Source organism: Stutzerimonas azotifigens (assembly GCF_013522725.1).
Lineage (GTDB): Bacteria > Pseudomonadota > Gammaproteobacteria > Pseudomonadales > Pseudomonadaceae > Stutzerimonas > Stutzerimonas azotifigens_A.
The window spans coordinates 281348-299519 of sequence record NZ_JAAMRF010000007.1 but is presented as its reverse complement, the minus strand read 5'-3'; the positions used below and the strand labels follow the sequence as shown (position 1 = coordinate 299519).

Genomic DNA, 18172 nt, shown 5'->3' with positions numbered 1-18172 from the left:
GCAGTTTCTCGATCTCGAGGGAGTGGCATGCGCAAGTAAATAACGCGCAACCCTAGGCATGGATTGAAGGACTCAACCATGCCTCAGGCATATAGCACCAGACGTCATTGCATGTTTCTGGGCAGGGCTCTTCTTATCCATAATCAAGGGAGCCTGCCGGCTTTCGTACAGGGGTATTCTCTTCCTGGCACGGCCGAGAAACAGGACGAACCCAACCACCTTGACCATCTCGATCTGCTGCTTACGCTGGTCATGCATCTCGCCGAGGTCAGTACCAATCTAGGTCGTCCAGCGCCGACCGTCTTGATCGCTCCTGCTTTTGCTGACAGCACCATCTTGCGTAGCGCAGCAGTCGCCGAGTGTCAGGCAGGCATTGCAGTCGGATCGATGTCGTAGCCCCAGCTGGCTTTGTTACAGCAAGCAAGCGCGGCACGCTGTGCGCGAGATCTTTGTTAACCGTCTACGCCTGATCCGCCCTCTTACATGTAGCGGTTGCCGTATTGGACCAGAGCCTGGCTGTTATCTCCGAGTTTTCTCGCCCAGCCACGGTTCGCCTTTGCTATCGCTCGGGCTAAGCCATTTCCGTCTCACGTTTTCTTTAATACCCGCGCGGTAGGTTGGCGATCAAAATGTCTGGCTCACCGTGTAAACTGTCACGCCCTTCTGCATGATGCGTATCTGCGCGGTATACCGGGACGACCCGTCCTTGCGCTTGCGTGTTGTGATGGTGCCCATTGCTTTTGCTACATGGCCGGAACGACTTGCTACATTGTAGCAACGCGCCTTCAGAAATAAGCGAAAACGGCAGGAAATGGTAGTAAATGAGACAAGCGCAGAGCCCCGTAGAAAGAGCCTCAAAGCCAGAAACCACGCCGGATACCCCATCCCGCCGCTTCTCCGTCGCCCCGATGATGGACTGGACGGACCGCCATTGCCGGTTTTTCCTGCGGCTGCTATCCAGACACGCGTTGCTCTACACCGAGATGGTCACCAGCGGCGCGCTGCTCAACGGCGATGCGCCGCGTTTTCTGCGCCACGACGAGACCGAACACCCTCTCGCGCTTCAGCTCGGCGGCAGCGTGCCGGGCGAGCTGGCGCGCTGCGCGCGGATGGCCGAGGACGCGGGTTACGATGAGGTCAACCTCAACGTTGGCTGTCCCAGCGACCGCGTACAGAACAACATGATCGGTGCCTGCCTGATGGCGCACCCCGCGCTGGTGGCCGAGTGCGTGGCGGCGATGCGCGACGCGGTGGACATCGAGGTCACGGTCAAGCACCGGATCGGCATCAATGGCCGCGACAGCTACGCGCAGCTGCGGGACTTCGTTGGCCAGATCAGCGAGGCCGGCTGCCGCAGCTTCACCGTGCACGCGCGGATCGCTATCCTCGAGGGCCTCTCGCCGAAGGAAAATCGCGAAGTACCGCCCCTGCGCTACGACGTGGCCGCACAACTCAAGGCGGACTTTCCGGACCTCGAAATCATTCTCAACGGTGGCATCAAGACGCTCGAACAGTGCGCCGAGCATTTGCAGCGCTTCGACGGTGTGATGCTGGGGCGTGAGGCCTATCAGAACCCGTATCTGCTGGCGGAAGTTGACCAGCGCGTGTTCGGTAGCAGCTCGCCGGTCATCAGCCGCACGCAAGCCCTGGAACGTCTGCGTCCCTACATCGAGCGCCACCTGGCAGAAGGTGGCTCGATGCACCACATCACCCGTCACGTACTGGGTCTCGCCCAGGGATTTCCCGGCGCGCGGCGCTTTCGTCAGCTACTTTCCGTCGATGTACACAAGACCGACGACCCGCTGGGGCTGTTCGATCAGGCGATCGGACTGCTCGACGGTCGTTAGAAAGCTGCGACCGAACGCATCGCCAAGGAACACCGAGGATGCGAGCCGATCAAAGCCCAGTCGCGTCCCATCCGGCGCCCGTTGAGCGGGTCGAACGGGTCGGGTAAGGTCAAGCCACTCACAGCACAGAGCACCCTCGATGACTTCCAAGCTGGAACAACTCAAGCAATACACTACCGTCGTTGCCGACACTGGCGATCTTGACGCGATCGAACGCCTCAAGCCGGTCGACGCCACCACCAACCCGTCGCTGCTGCTCAAGGCCGCTTCCCTGCCCCGCTACAACGACCACCTGAAGGCTGCCATGAGCCGCTGCGAAGGTGACATCGGCATGGCGTGCGACCTGTTCGCCGTCGCGGTAGGCCAGGAAATCCTCAAGCTTATCCCGGGCCGCATATCGACCGAGGTGGACGCGCGCCTCTCGTTCGACACCGAGGCGATGCTGCAGCGCGCAGAGCGCCTGATCGGTCTATATGAGCAGGCGGGCATCGGTCGTGACCGCGTGCTGATCAAGATCGCCTCCACCTGGGAAGGCATCCGCGCGGCTGAGCAATTGGAAAAGGCCGGCATCCAGACCAACCTGACGCTGCTGTTCTCCTTTACCCAGGCAGTGGCCTGTGCCGAGGCCGGGGTGTTCCTGATCTCCCCCTTCGTTGGCCGCATCTACGACTGGTACAAGAAGGCCGAGGGCCGCGATTACGTCGGCGCCGAAGACCCGGGCGTACAGTCGGTCAGCCGCATCTACGACTACTACAAGACCCACGGCTACAACACCGTGGTGATGGGCGCGAGCTTCCGCAACATCGGCCAGATCGAAGCGCTCGCCGGCTGCGACCGCCTGACCATCAGCCCCGAACTGCTTGGCCAGCTGGCCGACGAGCAAGGCACCCTGGAGCGCAAGCTGTCACCCGCAAAAGGCACCCAGGCACGTATCAGCCTCGATGAGAGCGGCTTCCGTTGGGGCTTGAACGAGGATGCGATGGCCACCGAGAAACTGGCCGAGGGGATTCGCCAGTTCGCACGTGATCAGGAAAAACTCGAGGCGCTGCTGCCAGGCAAGGCCTGATCAGGTTCGTTCCAGCGCACTGACGAGGTCACGGAAGGCCTCGCGGTTGGATTCGTTGAGGCTCATCAGGATACGGTGGGCCTCCAGCACTTTCGCCTTGACCACCTCTTCGGATTGGTCCTGCGTCGGCAGGTCAGCCAGGCATTCGGACCTCGGCAACGGACGGTCGATGATGTTGAACACCTGGTCGAATCCCATCGATTGCAGCAGGCGCGTGATGTCCTCATGGGTGGTCACCACCGTGGGCAGCAAGCCAACCTTTTGCCGCGATAGGATCGAAAGCTTGGCCAGCAGGCCTAGCGTCGTGCTGTCGATACTGCGCGTCTCGGTCAGATCGATGACGATCGACGAGAAGTTGAGCGCAGTGAAGATCTTTTCGATCGTGGCATCCAGCGCCGAGCAGAGCGTCAGGCGGATTTCGCCGACGAACTTCAGGACGAAGGTGCCGTCCAGTTCGGCGAACTGGATTTTACCGGTACTCATGCAAGGTTCCTGCTCAACACTAGCAAGGCGATATCGTCGGGCATGTCCCTAAGATCGGCTAAACCGAACACCCGACGCAAACCATCCAGCGTGCCGCCCGCGGATGCGATTAGGCCGGGCAGTGCGGATTCCTTTTCTTTGAGTGTCTCTCCTGGCAAAAGGTCCAGAATGCCATCAGAAAGCAACGTCAGGCTGAAGGACTCCGGCAGCTCTAGCTCGTAGTCTTCATAGGTCGCTTCATTGAACAAACCCACCGGTAGCCCCCTGCCCTGCAGGTAACTGCCGCCGCCGTTGGTGAACATCACCGGCAATGGCAGATGCCCGCCGATGCTGTAGTGCAGGATGCCGCGCTCTTCGTCGATGACGCCGCCGAGCATCGTCACGTGCTTGCCCAGCTTGCAATTGATCAGCCCGCGGTTGATGTGATCAAGCACCTCGGACGGCTTGAATTCGCGCAACACGCCATTACGACGCGACTCGTAGAGCAACCGGGTGGTCATGAACTTGAGCAACACCGTCACGAATGCCGAGGACGCGCCATGGCCGGAGACGTCGGCGAGGTAGAAGACGATCCGCCGGTCATCGACCCTGAAGTAGTCAACGAAGTCGCCCGACAGGTACAGCGACGGGATGATCTGGTGAGCGAAATGAAACGCGTCGGCCGCCCAGGGCGTGACCGGCAACATGTTCATCTGCACCTGACGCCCGGCGTTCTGGTCTTCCTGCAGCAGGTTGAGGCTGGCCTGGAGGTCGCGGTTGGCCGATTCGAGCTGCTCGCGGTAGCGGCGGTTCTCCAGACGCAGCCGCGAACGATCCAGCGCGCGACGCACCGAATGCTCCAGCATGGCCAGGTCTTCGAGGGGCTTGATCAGATAGTCGGCGGCGCCGAGGCGCAGCGCCTCGACCGCATCGCTCATCACACCGGCGCCAGAGACGACGATCACCGGCAGGTCGGCCTGCCGCTCGCTGACCAGACGGATGAGTTCGAGGCCATCCATCTGCGGCATGCGCAGGTCGCAAATCACCAGATCGGGATGCTCGGCATCGAACAGCTCAAGCCCCTTGGGGCCGTTAGCAGCCTGCAGGACGCGAAATCCACTGTCATCCAGATAGGCCGCCAGACTGGCTCGGACCACATCGTCGTCATCTATGATCAGGAGCGTGGCGCTTGGGTTGTGCATGTTCCTACCAGGCGGAATTCGCCAGGACGCTTGGCGAAAGCATCGGCCCCACGGCAGACGCCGGGCCGGGTTCGTTTCAAGGCGCAGACGGTACTCCCATACGATCGGTGTTTCAAGCGTGCGCCAGTGCTCGGAGCGTGGGTTTACAGCGGCATTTGGCCAAGGTTATAACCCTCCGCCAAGGCGCTTAAACAAGAGGAAACATCATGAGCCAGGGTGAAAGGGACTATAGCGAAAAGCGGGACTTCATCCGCATGCGCATCGAAACCACGGTGGTTTTGCTCCAGGAAGATCAACGCATCGAGGCGCTCTGCCTGGATCTTTCCAGCACCGGAATGCAATTGGAGGCGCCATCGAGTCTCAAGATGGGTGACAAGGTCCGCGTACTGATTCCATCGGAACACAGCGAGCTAAAGGGCCTGGACGCACAGACCGAGGTGGTCCGGGTGCAGGCACTGGATGATGGACGTCAAAGTCTGGGACTGGCCATCTTGGCCATGGTCTGAAAATCTCGATGAGCGTGACCTCTCACGCGCATCCCTTCCCCGCTACGCCCCGCCAATCGGCTAGAAGTCGTCTTCCACTACGCCATCGTTGACCCGAAATTCGCGGTTCTGCAGATAGGCGTTTCGTACGAAAATGTAACGATCTCCGCGAATCATCCGCTCCGCCTGCAGCAGGCCTGCGCGCGTATCAACGGTATTGACCGCGATGGTGACATTGCGGGTCGGCACGTGATCGATGTACGGATAAGGCTGCAGGAAACTATCGGGCACGCGGCCGAAGGTATCGCGAACCGAGCTCGGGCCGAGCAACGGCAGCACCACGTACGGCCCGCTGCCAAGTCCCCAGGCACCCAGCGTCTGGCCGAAGTCTTCGTCGTTCTTCTGCAGCCCCATGTGGCTGGCCACATCGAAGAAGCCGAGCACGCCGAAGGTGGTGTTGAACAGGACACGGCTGGTGTCGATGCCGGCATCCCTGACCTTGCCCTGCAACAGGTTGTTGGTCAGCACCACGACATCCCCGAGGTTGCTGAACACATTGCCGATGCCGTCTTCGAGAAACTGCGGCGTGACCGCCTGATAGCCTCGCGCCAGCGGCTTGAGCGTATAGGTATCGACCTTGTCGTTGAAGGCGAATACCGCACGATTGACGCCTTCCCAGGGGTCCTGTTCGGCCGCCTGCAGCGAAGAGCCTACCGTCGCCAGGGAAAGGATCAACGCGGCCTTGATATAACCGACCCAGCCAGAACCCGTCGTGATCATTGCAATTCCCCTTTGGTTAATAGTGTGGCGACGCCAAGCGAAGGCGCGATTATAAGGCCAACAATGGCGGCGTAGCAGTACGTGTCCTGCAGATATCCGCGAGCGGGTTTCCAATACAGCCCGATCAGCTGCATTCACCCCACCGCCTCTCTCTGGCCGTGAAATGCCTGGTTGCAAAGATGCGAGGCGGCGGGTCGGCGCTGGATTACGCTAGTTCAAAGCGGACCTTTGCGCATCCTCAGCTGTCCATCAGCTAACCAGGAGGGAAGCACCATGCCGAGACAAGAATTACGCGTCCAGCTCGAGGAGCTGCGAAGCCAGCTCGCTCAGGACACGCCGATGAGCGAAGAAGAACGCGCTTCGCTAGAAGCGCTTACGCAAGACATCGAGTTGCGACTGGCCAATGAGGAAGCCGCACCCGTGGCAGACGATTCGCTGGTCGACGGAGTTAACCTGGCGGTCGAGCGATTCGAGGTCAGCCATCCCAACACCGCCATGACCCTGCGCAACATCATGCAGAGCCTGGTCAGCATGGGTATCTGAAGCCCCTGGCGTTCCGCCCGCAGGCGGAACGCCTTTCTTATTGCCGTGCGAACCGCCCGTTTTCAACCGGCGACGCATGGGTACTGCGATACGGATTGATATCCAACCCGCCACGACGCACATAGCGCGCATAGACCGTCAGACGATCGGGTTTCAGCAGACGCTGCAAATCGAGAAATATCCGCTCCACGCATTGCTCATGGAAGTCGGCGTGCTGGCGAAAGCTCACCAGGTAGGCGAGGAAGCTGGCGTGATCGAGGGCAAAGCCCTGATAGTCCACGACCACCGTTCCCCAGTCCGGCTGCTGCGTCACCGGGCAGTTGGACTTGAGCAGATGGCTATGGAGCACGTCCGCGATACGCACCTGATCATTGCAGCGCAGCAATTGCGGGCGCGGCTGATCGTATCCCGGCACTTCGATGTCCAGTTCGTCGATGCATACCCCAGGCGCCCGGACCAGAGCCATGTCATGGGCCTCGTCCAGGCTGCGCACGCGTACCTGCACGGCTGCGCCTGCGGCAGTCGAGAGGTCGGCCGCCAGCGTGGCCTCGAGCTGCGCACGATCGCTGAAAACGCTCTGGTTCAACGAGTTGAGGTAGAGCTTGAATGACTTGGATTCGATGATATTCGGCGAGTCGGCAGGTATCGCGAACTCACCGATCGCGACCACCGGCTTGCCCGACGGCGTGAGCCATGACAATTCATAGCAATTCCACAGGTCGACGCCCTTGTAAGGCAACGTCTGGGCAGTCAGCCCCAGCTCTGCCCACTTGGTGGCCCGGGCAATGGGAAATAGCAGCCCCGGCGTGTAGCGCGAGACGTATTCGCTGGACTTGCCCAGCGGCGATTGTTCGGCGGGATGTTGCATGGAGCGGGCCTGGCGATGCTGAAAGGGCGTCAGTATACCGCCCTCCCTCAGCCGTGCAGCCCACCGCTGTCGGTGCGCGGACGGAAATACGATCGCCTGCTGGCGCGCTGTAATCTTGGACCTGGCAGGAAGAGCCTAATGCTCGCCCTGCCAGGCTGAGCGCGTCGTTACTGGCGCATCCCCCGTCCGCTCTTGAGCAGGCGAATGCACAGCACATAAAGCGCGATGACAGCAGTCAACATGAACGCGATGGCGATGCCGATTCGAATGTCCGACACCCCCAGAATTCCATAGCGGAAGGCGTTGACCATGTGCAGGATCGGGTTGGCGAGCGACAACGTCTGCCATAAGGGTGAGAGCAGGTTGATCGAATAGAACACCCCGCCCAGGTAGGTCAGGGGCGTCAGCACGAAGGTCGGGATGATCGAGATATCGTCGAAGTTGCGTGCGAACACTGCGTTGACGAAACCGCCCAGGGCAAAGATCGTCGCCGTCAGGATGATGACCAACAGCGTCACGCCCAGGTGATGGACCTGCAGATCGGTAAAGAACATCGACAGCAACGTGACGATGAAAGCCACCGCCAGCCCACGCGTGATACCGCCAAGGGCGAATCCGATCAGAATCACGTGAGGCGACACCGGCGACACCAGCAGCTCTTCGATGGATCGCTGGAATTTGCTGCTGAAGAAGCTCGACACCACGTTGCTGTAGGAGTTGGTGATGACGGACATCATGATCAGCCCCGGCACGATGTAGTCCATGTAGCTGAACCCGTCCATCTCGCCGATGCGGTTGCCGATCAGGCTGCCGAAGATGACGAAATACAGCACCATGGTAATCGCCGGCGGCAGCAGCGTCTGTGGCCAGATGCGGGTATAGCGGCGGACCTCCCGGTGAACGATGGTTTGCAGGGCGACAAGGTTGTAGCGAACTTCGTTGCTCATTTGGCCACCTTGTCCAGATTGTTCTCCACGAGAGACACGAAGAGCTCCTCCAGCCGGTTGGTCTTGTTGCGCAGGCTCAGCACCTCGATGCCCTGCGCGGCGAGCAGGCGAAACAGCTCGTTCACGCCCTGGGTCTTCTCGACCTGCACTTCGAGGGTGTGATGATCGACCAGGCGCGAGGTGTAACCGGTCAGGTGCGGCGCCACCAGCTGCGACTCCTTCAGATCGAGCAGGAATGTTTCTACATGCAGCTGCTTGAGCAGTTCGCGCATGCTGGTGTTCTTGACGATCTGGCCGCGGTCGATGATGCCGATGTTGCGGCAAAGCTGTTCGGCTTCTTCCAGATAGTGGGTGGTCAGAATGATCGTGATGCCCTCTCGGTTGAGTTCCGTCAGAAACCCCCACATCGAGCGGCGCAGTTCGATGTCCACGCCCGCGGTGGGTTCGTCGAGAATCAGCAACCGCGGCCGATGGATCAGCGCGCGGGCGATCATCAGGCGCCGCTTCATGCCGCCGGACAGCATCCGCGAGGACACGTCACGCTTGTCCCACAGGCCCAGCTGCGTCAGGTACTGCTCGGCGCGCTCCTTGGCCACCTTGGCCGGGATGCCGTAGTAACCGGCCTGGGTGACGAGGATATCGAAGGCCTTCTCGAACTGGTTGAAGTTGAACTCCTGGGGAACCACACCCAGGCAGCGCTTGAGGCCGGACGGATCGCGATCCAGATCATGACCGAACACGTTGACCGTGCCGCCGGACTTGTTCACCAGCGTGGAAAGGATGCCGATAGTAGTGGACTTGCCGGCCCCGTTGGGCCCGAGCAGCGCGAAGAAATCGCCTTCGGCTACGTCCAGATCGATGCCCTTGAGGGCCTGGAAGCCATTACCGTAGGTCTTGGTAAGCTGCCGAATTGACAGAGCAGAACTCATAGAAGATGCACGCAACGCAGAAGGAAGCCTTCTACATAAGGGCGGCGTTTGGCAATTGCAACCGCAGGTTTCGGCCGAATGGTGGCGCGGCGGCCAATCGACGCGCCAGGGCGCCGCGGACGAACTCAGCCAGGGGCAGCGGGTCATTATCCTATCCGCGAGTCGTCGCCATCGGCCGCCACCCGCCGCACCATGGCGGGCCCCGGCGGCTCGCCATCCACGCCTCGCCCACAAGGAGAACTGCATGACCCTGATATGGTTGCTCGCCCTTTTGCTTGGTATCGCCGTCCTCGCCCACCTGCGGGTTTCGCCGCTGCCAGCCCTGGCGATCGTCGCCGTCTACCTGCTGGTGATGGGCTCGGCGTACGAAACACCCATGTGGCTGATGGTGATTCTCTGGCTCGTGTGGCTTGCGGTCGCGGTACCGCTGCTGATGCCGGATCTCCGTCGACGCCATTTCAGCGCACCGATGTTCGACTGGTTCAAGAAGGTCCTGCCACCGATCTCCAGCACCGAGCGCGACGCCATCGACGCCGGCACCGTCTGGTGGGACGGCGAGCTGTTCAGTGGCCGTCCCGCCTGGGACACCCTGCTCGGCTATCCCGCGGCGCGCCTGACCGATGAGGAACAGGCCTTTCTCGATGGCCCCACCGAAACCCTCTGCGCCATGGTCAGCGACTGGGACATCGCCCAGCGCATGGACCTGCCCGAGGAAGCCTGGGCCTTCATCAAGGAACAGGGTTTCTTCGCTCTCATAATCCCCAAGGAATATGGCGGCAAGGGTTTCTCGGCCTATGCCCATTCGCAGATCGTGATGAAGCTCGCCACCCGTAGCGGCGACCTGTCGACCACCGTAATGGTCCCCAACTCTCTCGGCCCGGCCGAGCTGCTGCTGCACTACGGCACCGATGAGCAACGCAACCATTACCTGCCGCGCCTGGCCAACGGCACCGACATCCCCTGCTTCGCCCTGACCGGCCCGTATGCGGGCTCCGACGCCGGCGCGATGAACGACAGCGGCATCATCTGTCGTGCCCTCTGGCAAGGCGAGGAAACCATTGGCCTGCGCCTGAACTGGGAAAAACGCTACATCACCCTCGGTCCTGTGGCGACGCTGCTCGGCGTGGCCTTCAAGACCTACGACCCCGACGGCCTGCTAGGCGACGAAGTCGAGCTGGGTATCAGCCTGGCGCTGATTCCCACCGACACTGAAGGCGTGCAGATCGGCCGTCGCCACCTGCCCCTGGGCGCCGCGTTCATGAACGGGCCGAACTGGGGCAAGGACGTCTTCGTGCCGCTGGACTACATCGTTGGCGGCCGCGACATGATCGGCAAAGGCTGGATGATGCTGATGAACTGCCTCTCGGTCGGGCGCTCCATCTCCCTGCCGGCGATGGGCACCAGCGCGGCCAAGACCTGCAGCTACGTCAGCGGCCGCTATGCCTCGATCCGCGAGCAGTTCAACGTCCCGCTGGCCGCCTTCGAAGGCATCCAGGAACCGCTGGCGCGCATCGGCGGTAACGCCTGGCTGATGGACAGCGCCCGCATCCTCACCGCCAATGCGGTCGACCTTGGCGAGAAGCCCTCGGTGCTCTCGGCAATCCTCAAGTATCACCTCACCGAACGCGGACGCGATTGCATTTCCGACGCCATGGACATCCATGGCGGCAAGGGCATCATCTCGGGGCCCAACAACTACCTGGGTCGCGCCTGGCTCTCGGCGCCGATCTCGATCACCGTCGAGGGCGCGAACATTCTTTCGCGCAATCTGATGATCTTTGGTCAAGGCGCGATCCGTTGCCATCCGTTCGTGCTACGAGAAATGGAACTGGTCCACGAGCCGGATCGTGAGGCCGCCATCGTCAAGTTCGACGAACTGCTGATGCAGCACATCGGTTTCGCAGTGAGCAATACCGCCAGCACCCTGGTGCTCGGACTCACCTTCGGCGTTGCAGGGCGCGTTCCTGGCAACGCGCTGGTACGTCCCTACTTCCGCGCGCTGAACCGGCTCGCGGCGGCGTTCGCCATGCTCGCCGACCTGTCGATGATGCTGCTTGGCGGCGAACTCAAGCGGCGCGAGCGGTTGTCCGCCCGGCTCGGCGACGTGTTGAGTCACCTGTACCTCGCCTCGTCGGCGCTCAAGCGTTACCACGACCTGGGCTATCCGGCAGACCAGGAAGCCCTGCTGCGCTGGGGGCTGGAAGACAGCCTGGCCAAGGCCGAACAGGCGCTGGCCGGCATTCTGTCGAACTTCCCGAACCGTCTGCTCGGTGGCCTGCTGAGCCTGCTGGTATTTCCGTTTGGCGCTCGCCACAAGGGACCGTCCGATGAGCTCGACGCCGAGGTCGCTGCCATCCTTAGCCGTACCGAGGGCGATCCGGCCCTGGAACAGATTCTCGAGGGCGTCTATCGGCCCCAGGATCCGCAGCAGCCGCTGGGCGCGTTGCGACATGCCTTCGAGCAACTGGCCGCGAGCCAGGGCATTTCGCGCAAGCTGCACAAGGCGCTCAAGAGCGGCACGCTGAAGCCCTCGCCCGGCGAGGACCCCATCGCCGCGGCGCTGCTCGCCGGCGTCATCACCGATGCCGAAGCGTTGCAGCTGACGGCCGCCGAAGCGGCGCGACGCACCGTGATCAGCGTGGACGATTTCGCCAAGGAGGAGCTCGAACTCAGCCCGGGGCGCGTACGCTAGCCCTCTCACCCATACCCGGGCGCGCATGCCTATAATCGCGCCCCTCACACGACAGAGGTGCCCAATGGCCAATCCGTATCTTGATCATCACCTGGCCCTGCTGGCCCACCTGCGCGGCATCCTGCTCGCCATGGGCGAGAATGAACAGGTCTCCGAGGAGAGCCATGCCTTGTTCTTGGAGCGCTTCGACGAGCTGCTCACCGCCTTGCCGAACGTGCCGGAAGAACGCCACCTGGGTCAGGATATGATCTGCCAGGTATTCCATCGCTACCCGCAGATCGCCCATCTGGTGCCGCGCGACCTGCTGTGGTTCTTCGGCGGCGACTGCCTGCACTACATGCCTGACGACGAAATCGCGGTGTTCCAGGAACTCGAGGAACGTCGCTACGAAGCGGAACAGAACGATGAGCCGTTCGACTGGAACCGGGAAAAGCAGCTGCTGGCCTTGCCCGAACAGAGCCCTCGGCACTGACATGAAAAAGCCCGCGCAAGCGGGCTTTTTCATCCAAGCATCGGTGGCCGGAAAACGAAACGCCGCTCTTCAAAGAACGACGTTTTCGTAGATTGACAGCTCATATCAGGCGGCCAGGCATGGTCGACAGCGCGCCCTCACAGGTACTCGACATTCCCATCGACGCTGATCGCCTGCCCAGTAATGTTCACAGCAGCCTGTGACGACAGGAACAGCGCCATGGCTGCAACGTCCTCCATCGTCACCATCCGACGCAGCGAGATCTTCTCCAGGTACTGCTCACGCATGGACTCGAAGCTGACGTCCATCGCCTTCGCCCGCGCATCGATCACTCGGTCCATCCGCTCGCCCGCCACGACACCGGGCAGGAGCGCGTTGATGCGAACGTTGTGCGGTCCCAGTTCGTTGGCCAGCGACTTCATCATCCCGACGATGGCCCACTTGCTCGAGGCATAGGGCGCCCTGAAGGGATACCCCAGCCGGCCGGCCACCGAGGACATGGCGATAATGTGAGGGTTCTGCTTCGACGCCTTCAATAACGGAACCGCCTTTTTCAGGAAATAGAACTGGCTGTTGAGGTTCGTCGAAATCGTCTGTTCCCACGCATCGGCCTCCAGCTCTTCGATATTCCCTGTCGGGCCGGCAATGCCCGCATTGTTGACCAGCACATCTATCCCGCCGAGCAGAGAGACCGCCTCGTCCATGATGCGGTCGACATCTCGCTTGTCGCCGACATCTGCCACACCGGCGTTGATTCCGGGGTAGTCGAGTTTCATCCGCTCGACCGCGCTCGGGTTGATGTCGCAGATGTAGACCTGCGCATTCACCTCATGGAATGCCCGGGCAATGACGGCGCCGATCCCCGCAGCGCCTCCGGTGATGACCACTTTCAAGTTCGCTGGCGGTGTCAGCAGATCGACGATCTTCATAAGCTCTCCTTTTATTGGGTAACGGGTTCAGCTATCAGCGGGCTCGATTCGGCATCGATCGCCTTTGCCAGCAGCGGCACCAGCAGCAAACCCAGCACCGCGGCGGCCACGATCACCTGGAAACCGGACGAGCTTGAACCCGACGCCTTTTCCATCAGTCCGAACAGGTAAGGTCCGACGAAGCCGCCCAGCAGACCGATGGTGTTGATGAATGCCAGACCGGCGGCTGCCTGGATGCCCTGCAGACGTTTCATGGCGATGGCCCAGTAGATCGGCAGCACGCCGCCGGCGAAGAAGGCCGTCGCGGTGAACAGCGCGATACGTACCGGCGGCTCATCGAACAGGGTGAAGGCCATGGAGCTCGCAATCAGGCCGCAGGTGAACAGCGCCAGGCAAAAGCAATCCCGACCGATCTTGCAATGAATCCTCGGCAGCACCAGCACACCGGCGAAAAAGCCGATCCCGACGCTGCTCGACAGCAGGCCGACGGTCAATGGCGAGGTGATCTGCATCTGCTGGATGATCGATGGCGTAAAGAACACCAGCCCCACGAACGCCACCTGATTCAGGAAGTAGATCAGACCGATCAGGATAGTCGTCGGTCGTTTCAGCGCCTTGCCCCAGTGGCCGGAATATTCGTGGGACTGGGCATGGCCGGGAAGCAGTGCATGGGCCTCGAGGGACTCAGCCTGGGCCTGGGTCAGCCAGCGTGCGTCACGAGGACGCTCGGGCAGCTTGAACCAGAGGACCACGCCGAGGATGACGCTCGGCAGCCCTTCGATCAGGAACATCCATTGCCATCCGTGCAGCCCGCCGATGCCGTCCATCTTCATCAGCGCACCGCCGATGGGGTTGCCGATGACCAGCGCCAGCGCCGGCGCCAGATAAATCCAGCCGATGGCAATGGCGCGATCCTTGGGCGCGAACCACAGGGTGACCATGTACATGAGCGCGGGAAACAGGCCCGCCTCGGCGATACCCAGCAATAGCCGAAGCATGTAGAAGGACCACTCGCCCTGGACGAACATCATCGCTGAAGACAGGGTGCCCCAGGACACGGCGATCCGGGCGATCCAGCGACGCGGCCCGATGCGGTGGGCGATCAGGTTGCTGGGCACCTCGAGCAACGCATAGCCTAGAAAAAAGATTCCCGCCCCGAGGCCGTAGGCGGCCGCGCTGATGCCGAGGTCGGCATTCAGGGCCTCCTTGGCCAGCGCGACGTTCGTGCGGTCCAGATAGGACATGAAGTAGATGGCGCACATCATCGGTATGAGCCGGGTCATCGCGCGCCGGGTGGCCAGCCAATGGGTGTCCGCTGTATCGAGCATGGATGTCATGGTGAAACCTCTTTTTATTTTTTTGGCGGGTTCGAACAACGAACTCAAAGGTGAACGTTGTGCTTGCCCTTGAGGCCGAGCATCTGCCGGGCGTCCTCGGGCGTCGCGATCTCGAAGGACAGCTCTTCGAGAATGTGGCGGATCTTGCGGACTTGCTCCGCATTGCTCCGGGCCTTTACGCCCTTGGCCCGGTAGATGCTGTCTTCGAGGCCGACGCGCACGTTGCCGCCCATGATCGCGCCCATCGTCACGAACGGCAGCTGGTGCCGTCCGGCGCCCAGAATGGAAAACGCGTAGCTCTCGCGCCCGAACAGGCGGTCGGCCGTGGCGCGCATGATCGTCAGGTTTTCCGGGTCCGCTCCCAGGCCGCCGAGAATGCCGAAGCAGGACTGGATGAACAGCGGCGGTTTGACCAAGCCCTGCTCAACGAAATAGGCCAGGTTGTACAGATGGCCGACGTCATAGCATTCGAACTCGAAGCGGGTCCCGTACTCGCCGAGCTCCAGCATGATTTCCTTGATGTCCTTGAAGGTATTCTTGAACACGACATCTTCCATGCCTTCGATGTGTTCCCTTTCCCAGTCATGGTTCCAGGAGGAAATCTTCCGGGCGATCGGGTGGATCGAAAAGTTCATCGAGCCCATGTTCAGCGAGCAGAGTTCCGGTTTGGCGATCAGGGGATAGGCGAGTCGCTGCGCCAGCGTCATCCGCGTACTGCCACCGGTGGTGATGTTGATGATGGCGTCGGTTGCCCGGGCGATCGCAGGAACGAACTGGCTGAACACCTCCGGGTCCGGCGTCGGGCGCCCATCCAGAGGATCGCGGGCATGCAGGTGCAGGATGGCCGCTCCGGCGGCGGCCGCTTCGATCGACTGTTTTTCGATTTCGTCCGGCGTGACCGGAAGGTATTCGGACATCGACGGCGTGTGCGTGGCACCCGTGATCGCGCAGGAAATGATGACTTTTCGGCTCGGCTGGCTCATTGACGTGACCTGTATTGTTATTGGATTCGCAGGCGCGCTCGAGATCGACGGCATGCTCGAGCGCTTTCTTTACGGAGCAGCTTATGGAATTTTCAATACACAGGAAGATCATTACCGGACATAAATGAATCCCTAAGGGACACCGACAGGAGTCACCCGATGCCGCTGAAACCGCCGCTGTTCAATGAACGTATCTATGCCCCCTACAAGATCGCCGCGCTGGTGGAGGTACTCAGCGAGCAAGGCATCGCACCGGCTGATAGCTTGCGAGGCAGTGGCGTGAATGAGGATGAGATTAATGACGCGACAGCGCTGACGTCGGTCCGCCAGTACGCCACCGTGTGCGGCAATGCGGTGTCCCTTTCCAAGGACCCTGCCACGCCTTTCAAGACCGGAGCCCGCCTCCACCTGTCCGCCTATGGCATGTATGGCTATGCGCTGATGTCCTGCCTTTCGCTGCGGGACTATTTCAGGTTGGGTGTGAAATACCATTCGCTGGCCACGCCGACGCTGACGATCGAATGGCAGGAATACGAAGACGAGGCCGTATGGACCTTCCCTGATGCGTCCACCCCGAGCCCCTCTAGGGAAATAAAACAGTTCTGGATCGAACAGCAATTTACCCAACACGTCACTCATCTACAGGACGTGTTCGGACGAAGCTGCCCGCCAACCAAAGCCTGCTTTTCCTACCCGGCACCGGCCCATGCGGAGATCTATCCGCAATACCTGGGTTGCCCGTGCATTTTCGATCACGACCAGTGCGAGCTGCACTACGACAGCTCGATCCTCGACCAGAAACCTCATCTGGCCCACCGCCTGACGGCGACCGTGCTGCAGGATACCTGTGACCGACTGATCGGCCAGGCCAAGGTGGATTCGGGGGTTTCAGGCGAGGTCTATCAGATGATGATGCAAACCCCAGGAGCGTTTCCGAGCATGGACGTGGTGGCTGAAAGGCTGCACATGACCATACGCACCCTGCGTCGCAAACTCCTGGAAGAAGGAACCTCGTTCGTCGCCATTACCGATGACGTGCGCTGCTCGCTGGCCATCGAATACCTCAAGACGACGATCATGAGCACCGACGACATCGCGCTGCTCCTGGGCTTCTCGGAGCCCACCAACTTCCGGCGTGCGTTCAAACGCTGGACAGGAAAGACCACGAAAGACTATCGCCAGGGCTGACGACTGCCGGCCAGCGTCCGGCTGGCAGTGGGAATTCTGCTCCCGCTGGCGGGCGGCACTGCATGGGCCTGAATCGGCGCCGGTCCATTCGCGGTCAAGACTCGGCGTCCCCCACCGCTCCCACAAAAACTGCGGGTATAGCGCCCAGCCGCTGATCGAGCAGACACCGTGGAAGCGGTCTTGACCGCGATCTTTTCAGCAAACCGGCAGACATCTCTTCGTCAATGGATCGCTGCGCCGGCGCCCTGCTGGTACTCCCGTGGCGTGCAGCCGAACTCGCGACGGAACACCGTGTGCAGGTATTGCGCCGATTTGAAGCCGCAGTTCTGGGCAATGTCGGCGATCGCCGAATCGGTGTTTTCCAATCCGCTGGCGGCGGCCGCCAACTTGAAGCGCAGGATCTCGTCGTGCACGCTGCGGCCCCGCACCTTGCGAAAGTGCGACTCCAGCGATGAACGCGAAACGCCCACGTATCCGGCCACCTGCGCGGTCTTGATGCCCTGGCAAGCGTATTGGCGTATGAAGAGCATGGCCTGCATGACGTAGGGATTGCCCAAGGGTTGATGCAGGCTTGAAGCCTGGACATTGATCGCATCCGGCGGCACCAGAATGTGCATGCCCGTAGGCGGCATACCGTGCAGCATCTGATGAAGCAGGCGCGCGGCGGTCCAGCCCATGGTTTCGGTTCCCTGAATCACCGAACTCAGCGGCACCCGCGTCAGGCTGCGGGTCAGTGGATCGTTGTCGATGCCGATCAGCGCCACCTGCTCCGGCACCGCGATGCCGGCGGTCAGGCAGGCTTGCAGCAGCTGCCGGGCGCGCGCGTCGCTGACGGCGATGATGCCGATGGGCTTGGGCAGGCTCTGCAGCCAGGCGATCTGCTGTCCGACCGCGGTGTCCCAGAGCGGCGCGCTGGTACCCAGGCCCCGGTAGATCTCGGCATGCAGACCATCGCGCTGTACCAGGCTACGAAAGGCCTTTTCCCGTTCCTGCGCCCAGCGATTGGCCTGCGCCTCGGGCAGGCTGAAGCAGGCAAAGCGCGTCAGCCCCGCCTCGATCAGGTGCTGGTAGGCCAGCTTCATCAACGCGAAATTGTCGGTGGCGACATAAGGAATGCGCTTCGGATAGGCGCGCTCATCCTGGTACGACCCGCCCACTGCCACCACGGGAAGCCCGATACCGGCCAGCGCCTCGCCAATCAGCGGGTCGTCGAAGTCGGCAATGATCCCATCGCCCTGCCAGCGCTCGATGCCTTTCAAGCGGCAGAGAAAGTCCTCTTCGAGGAACAGGTCCCAGGATGCACGGGTGCTGCTCAGGTAGTTGCCGATGCCGCTGATGATGCCGCGGTCGTAGATCTTGCTGCCATTGAACAACAGCGCAATGCGGTGAACGGGCGGTACGGTTTTCATTGTTTTTACCCTGGGCCGTCAACACAGAGTGGT

Annotated in this window: 19 protein-coding genes; 9 read left to right on the top strand and 10 right to left on the bottom strand. The window is 61.4% G+C overall.

What is annotated here, in order from left to right:
- Window positions 1-78 precede the first annotated feature (78 nt).
- The 3 genes from G7026_RS22555 (at window position 79) to tal (ending at window position 2913) form a co-directional block, all read left to right on the top strand.
- The gene (locus G7026_RS22555) at window positions 79-396 is read left to right on the top strand and encodes a hypothetical protein (protein ID WP_219858453.1); all 318 of its coding nucleotides are present in this window, start codon (window positions 79-81) and stop codon (window positions 394-396) included.
- A 425-nt stretch (window positions 397-821) separates the two neighbouring features.
- Window positions 822-1847, top strand: coding sequence for a tRNA dihydrouridine(20/20a) synthase DusA (dusA, locus tag G7026_RS15290; protein WP_181071774.1), 1026 nt, complete (start codon window positions 822-824; stop codon window positions 1845-1847).
- Window positions 1848-1986: 139 nt separating this feature from the next.
- Window positions 1987-2913: a transaldolase gene (tal, locus tag G7026_RS15285; protein WP_181071773.1), complete on the top strand. Its 927-nt coding sequence runs from the start codon at window positions 1987-1989 to the stop codon at window positions 2911-2913.
- On the opposite strand, the gene rssC is transcribed toward tal, so the two are convergent.
- Together rssC and rssB are read right to left on the bottom strand one after the other, a co-directional pair.
- Window positions 2914-3396 carry an anti-sigma factor antagonist RssC gene (rssC, locus tag G7026_RS15280; protein WP_178078479.1) on the bottom strand — a complete coding sequence of 161 codons (483 nt, stop codon included), beginning with the start codon at window positions 3394-3396 and terminating at the stop codon, window positions 2914-2916.
- Complete coding sequence (gene rssB, locus G7026_RS15275; protein ID WP_181071772.1) at window positions 3393-4577, bottom strand: two-component system response regulator RssB; 1185 nt, start codon at window positions 4575-4577, stop codon at window positions 3393-3395. Before rssB ends, rssC begins: the two co-directional genes overlap by 4 nt.
- A gap of 206 nt (window positions 4578-4783) precedes the next feature.
- Here rssB and G7026_RS15270 point away from each other — a divergent pair, with 206 nt between their 5' ends.
- The gene (locus G7026_RS15270; protein ID WP_181071771.1) at window positions 4784-5083 is read left to right on the top strand and encodes a PilZ domain-containing protein; all 300 of its coding nucleotides are present in this window, start codon (window positions 4784-4786) and stop codon (window positions 5081-5083) included.
- A 60-nt stretch (window positions 5084-5143) separates the two neighbouring features.
- Here the strand turns inward: G7026_RS15270 and G7026_RS15265 are convergent, their stop codons facing one another.
- A complete protein-coding gene (locus G7026_RS15265; RefSeq protein ID WP_181071770.1) occupies window positions 5144-5842 on the bottom strand; it encodes an MlaA family lipoprotein in 699 nt (232 codons plus the stop codon).
- 273 nt (window positions 5843-6115) lie between these two features.
- Between G7026_RS15265 and G7026_RS15260 the strand changes: the two genes are divergently transcribed.
- Window positions 6116-6385, top strand: coding sequence for a DUF4404 family protein (locus tag G7026_RS15260; protein WP_181071769.1), 270 nt, complete (start codon window positions 6116-6118; stop codon window positions 6383-6385).
- A 37-nt stretch (window positions 6386-6422) separates the two neighbouring features.
- Here the strand turns inward: G7026_RS15260 and queF are convergent, their stop codons facing one another.
- The 3 genes from queF to G7026_RS15245 all read right to left on the bottom strand — a co-directional run bounded on the left by queF (window position 6423) and on the right by G7026_RS15245 (window position 9129).
- Window positions 6423-7253, bottom strand: coding sequence for an NADPH-dependent 7-cyano-7-deazaguanine reductase QueF (gene queF / locus G7026_RS15255; RefSeq protein ID WP_181071768.1), 831 nt, complete (start codon window positions 7251-7253; stop codon window positions 6423-6425).
- 167 nt (window positions 7254-7420) lie between these two features.
- On the bottom strand, window positions 7421-8200 hold the full coding sequence (locus G7026_RS15250) for an ABC transporter permease (protein WP_181071767.1): 780 nt from the start codon (window positions 8198-8200) through the stop codon (window positions 7421-7423).
- Entirely contained in the window at window positions 8197-9129 is a 933-nt protein-coding gene (locus G7026_RS15245) for an ABC transporter ATP-binding protein (RefSeq protein WP_181071766.1), read from the bottom strand. Before G7026_RS15245 ends, G7026_RS15250 begins: the two co-directional genes overlap by 4 nt.
- 244 nt (window positions 9130-9373) lie before the next feature.
- Here G7026_RS15245 and G7026_RS15240 point away from each other — a divergent pair, with 244 nt between their 5' ends.
- Window positions 9374-11821 (top strand): acyl-CoA dehydrogenase, encoded by a 2448-nt coding sequence (locus G7026_RS15240; RefSeq protein ID WP_181071765.1) that lies wholly within the window; start codon window positions 9374-9376, stop codon window positions 11819-11821.
- Between the two features lie 64 nt (window positions 11822-11885).
- Window positions 11886-12293 (top strand): PA2817 family protein, encoded by a 408-nt coding sequence (locus tag G7026_RS15235; protein ID WP_181071764.1) that lies wholly within the window; start codon window positions 11886-11888, stop codon window positions 12291-12293.
- 137 nt (window positions 12294-12430) lie between these two features.
- On the opposite strand, the gene G7026_RS15230 is transcribed toward G7026_RS15235, so the two are convergent.
- The 3 genes from G7026_RS15230 to G7026_RS15220 are packed head-to-tail and all read right to left on the bottom strand — an operon-like array spanning window position 12431 to window position 15542.
- Window positions 12431-13222, bottom strand: a complete 792-nt coding sequence (locus G7026_RS15230) for an SDR family oxidoreductase (protein ID WP_181071763.1) — start codon at window positions 13220-13222, stop codon at window positions 12431-12433.
- 11 nt (window positions 13223-13233) lie between these two features.
- Entirely contained in the window at window positions 13234-14559 is a 1326-nt protein-coding gene (locus tag G7026_RS15225) for an MFS transporter (RefSeq protein WP_181071762.1), read from the bottom strand.
- A 44-nt stretch (window positions 14560-14603) separates the two neighbouring features.
- Complete coding sequence (locus tag G7026_RS15220; RefSeq protein ID WP_181071761.1) at window positions 14604-15542, bottom strand: BKACE family enzyme; 939 nt, start codon at window positions 15540-15542, stop codon at window positions 14604-14606.
- Here G7026_RS15220 and G7026_RS22550 point away from each other — a divergent pair.
- On the top strand, window positions 15490-15666 hold the full coding sequence (locus tag G7026_RS22550) for a hypothetical protein (RefSeq protein ID WP_219858463.1): 177 nt from the start codon (window positions 15490-15492) through the stop codon (window positions 15664-15666). The two genes, G7026_RS15220 and G7026_RS22550, sit on opposite strands and share 53 nt — an antisense overlap.
- A gap of 35 nt (window positions 15667-15701) precedes the next feature.
- Window positions 15702-16730, top strand: coding sequence for an AraC family transcriptional regulator (locus G7026_RS15215; RefSeq protein ID WP_181071760.1), 1029 nt, complete (start codon window positions 15702-15704; stop codon window positions 16728-16730).
- A gap of 221 nt (window positions 16731-16951) precedes the next feature.
- Here G7026_RS15215 and G7026_RS15210 read toward each other — a convergent pair whose 3' ends face one another.
- The gene (locus G7026_RS15210) at window positions 16952-18139 is read right to left on the bottom strand and encodes a XylR family transcriptional regulator (RefSeq protein WP_181071759.1); all 1188 of its coding nucleotides are present in this window, start codon (window positions 18137-18139) and stop codon (window positions 16952-16954) included.
- Window positions 18140-18172: the final 33 nt, after the last annotated feature.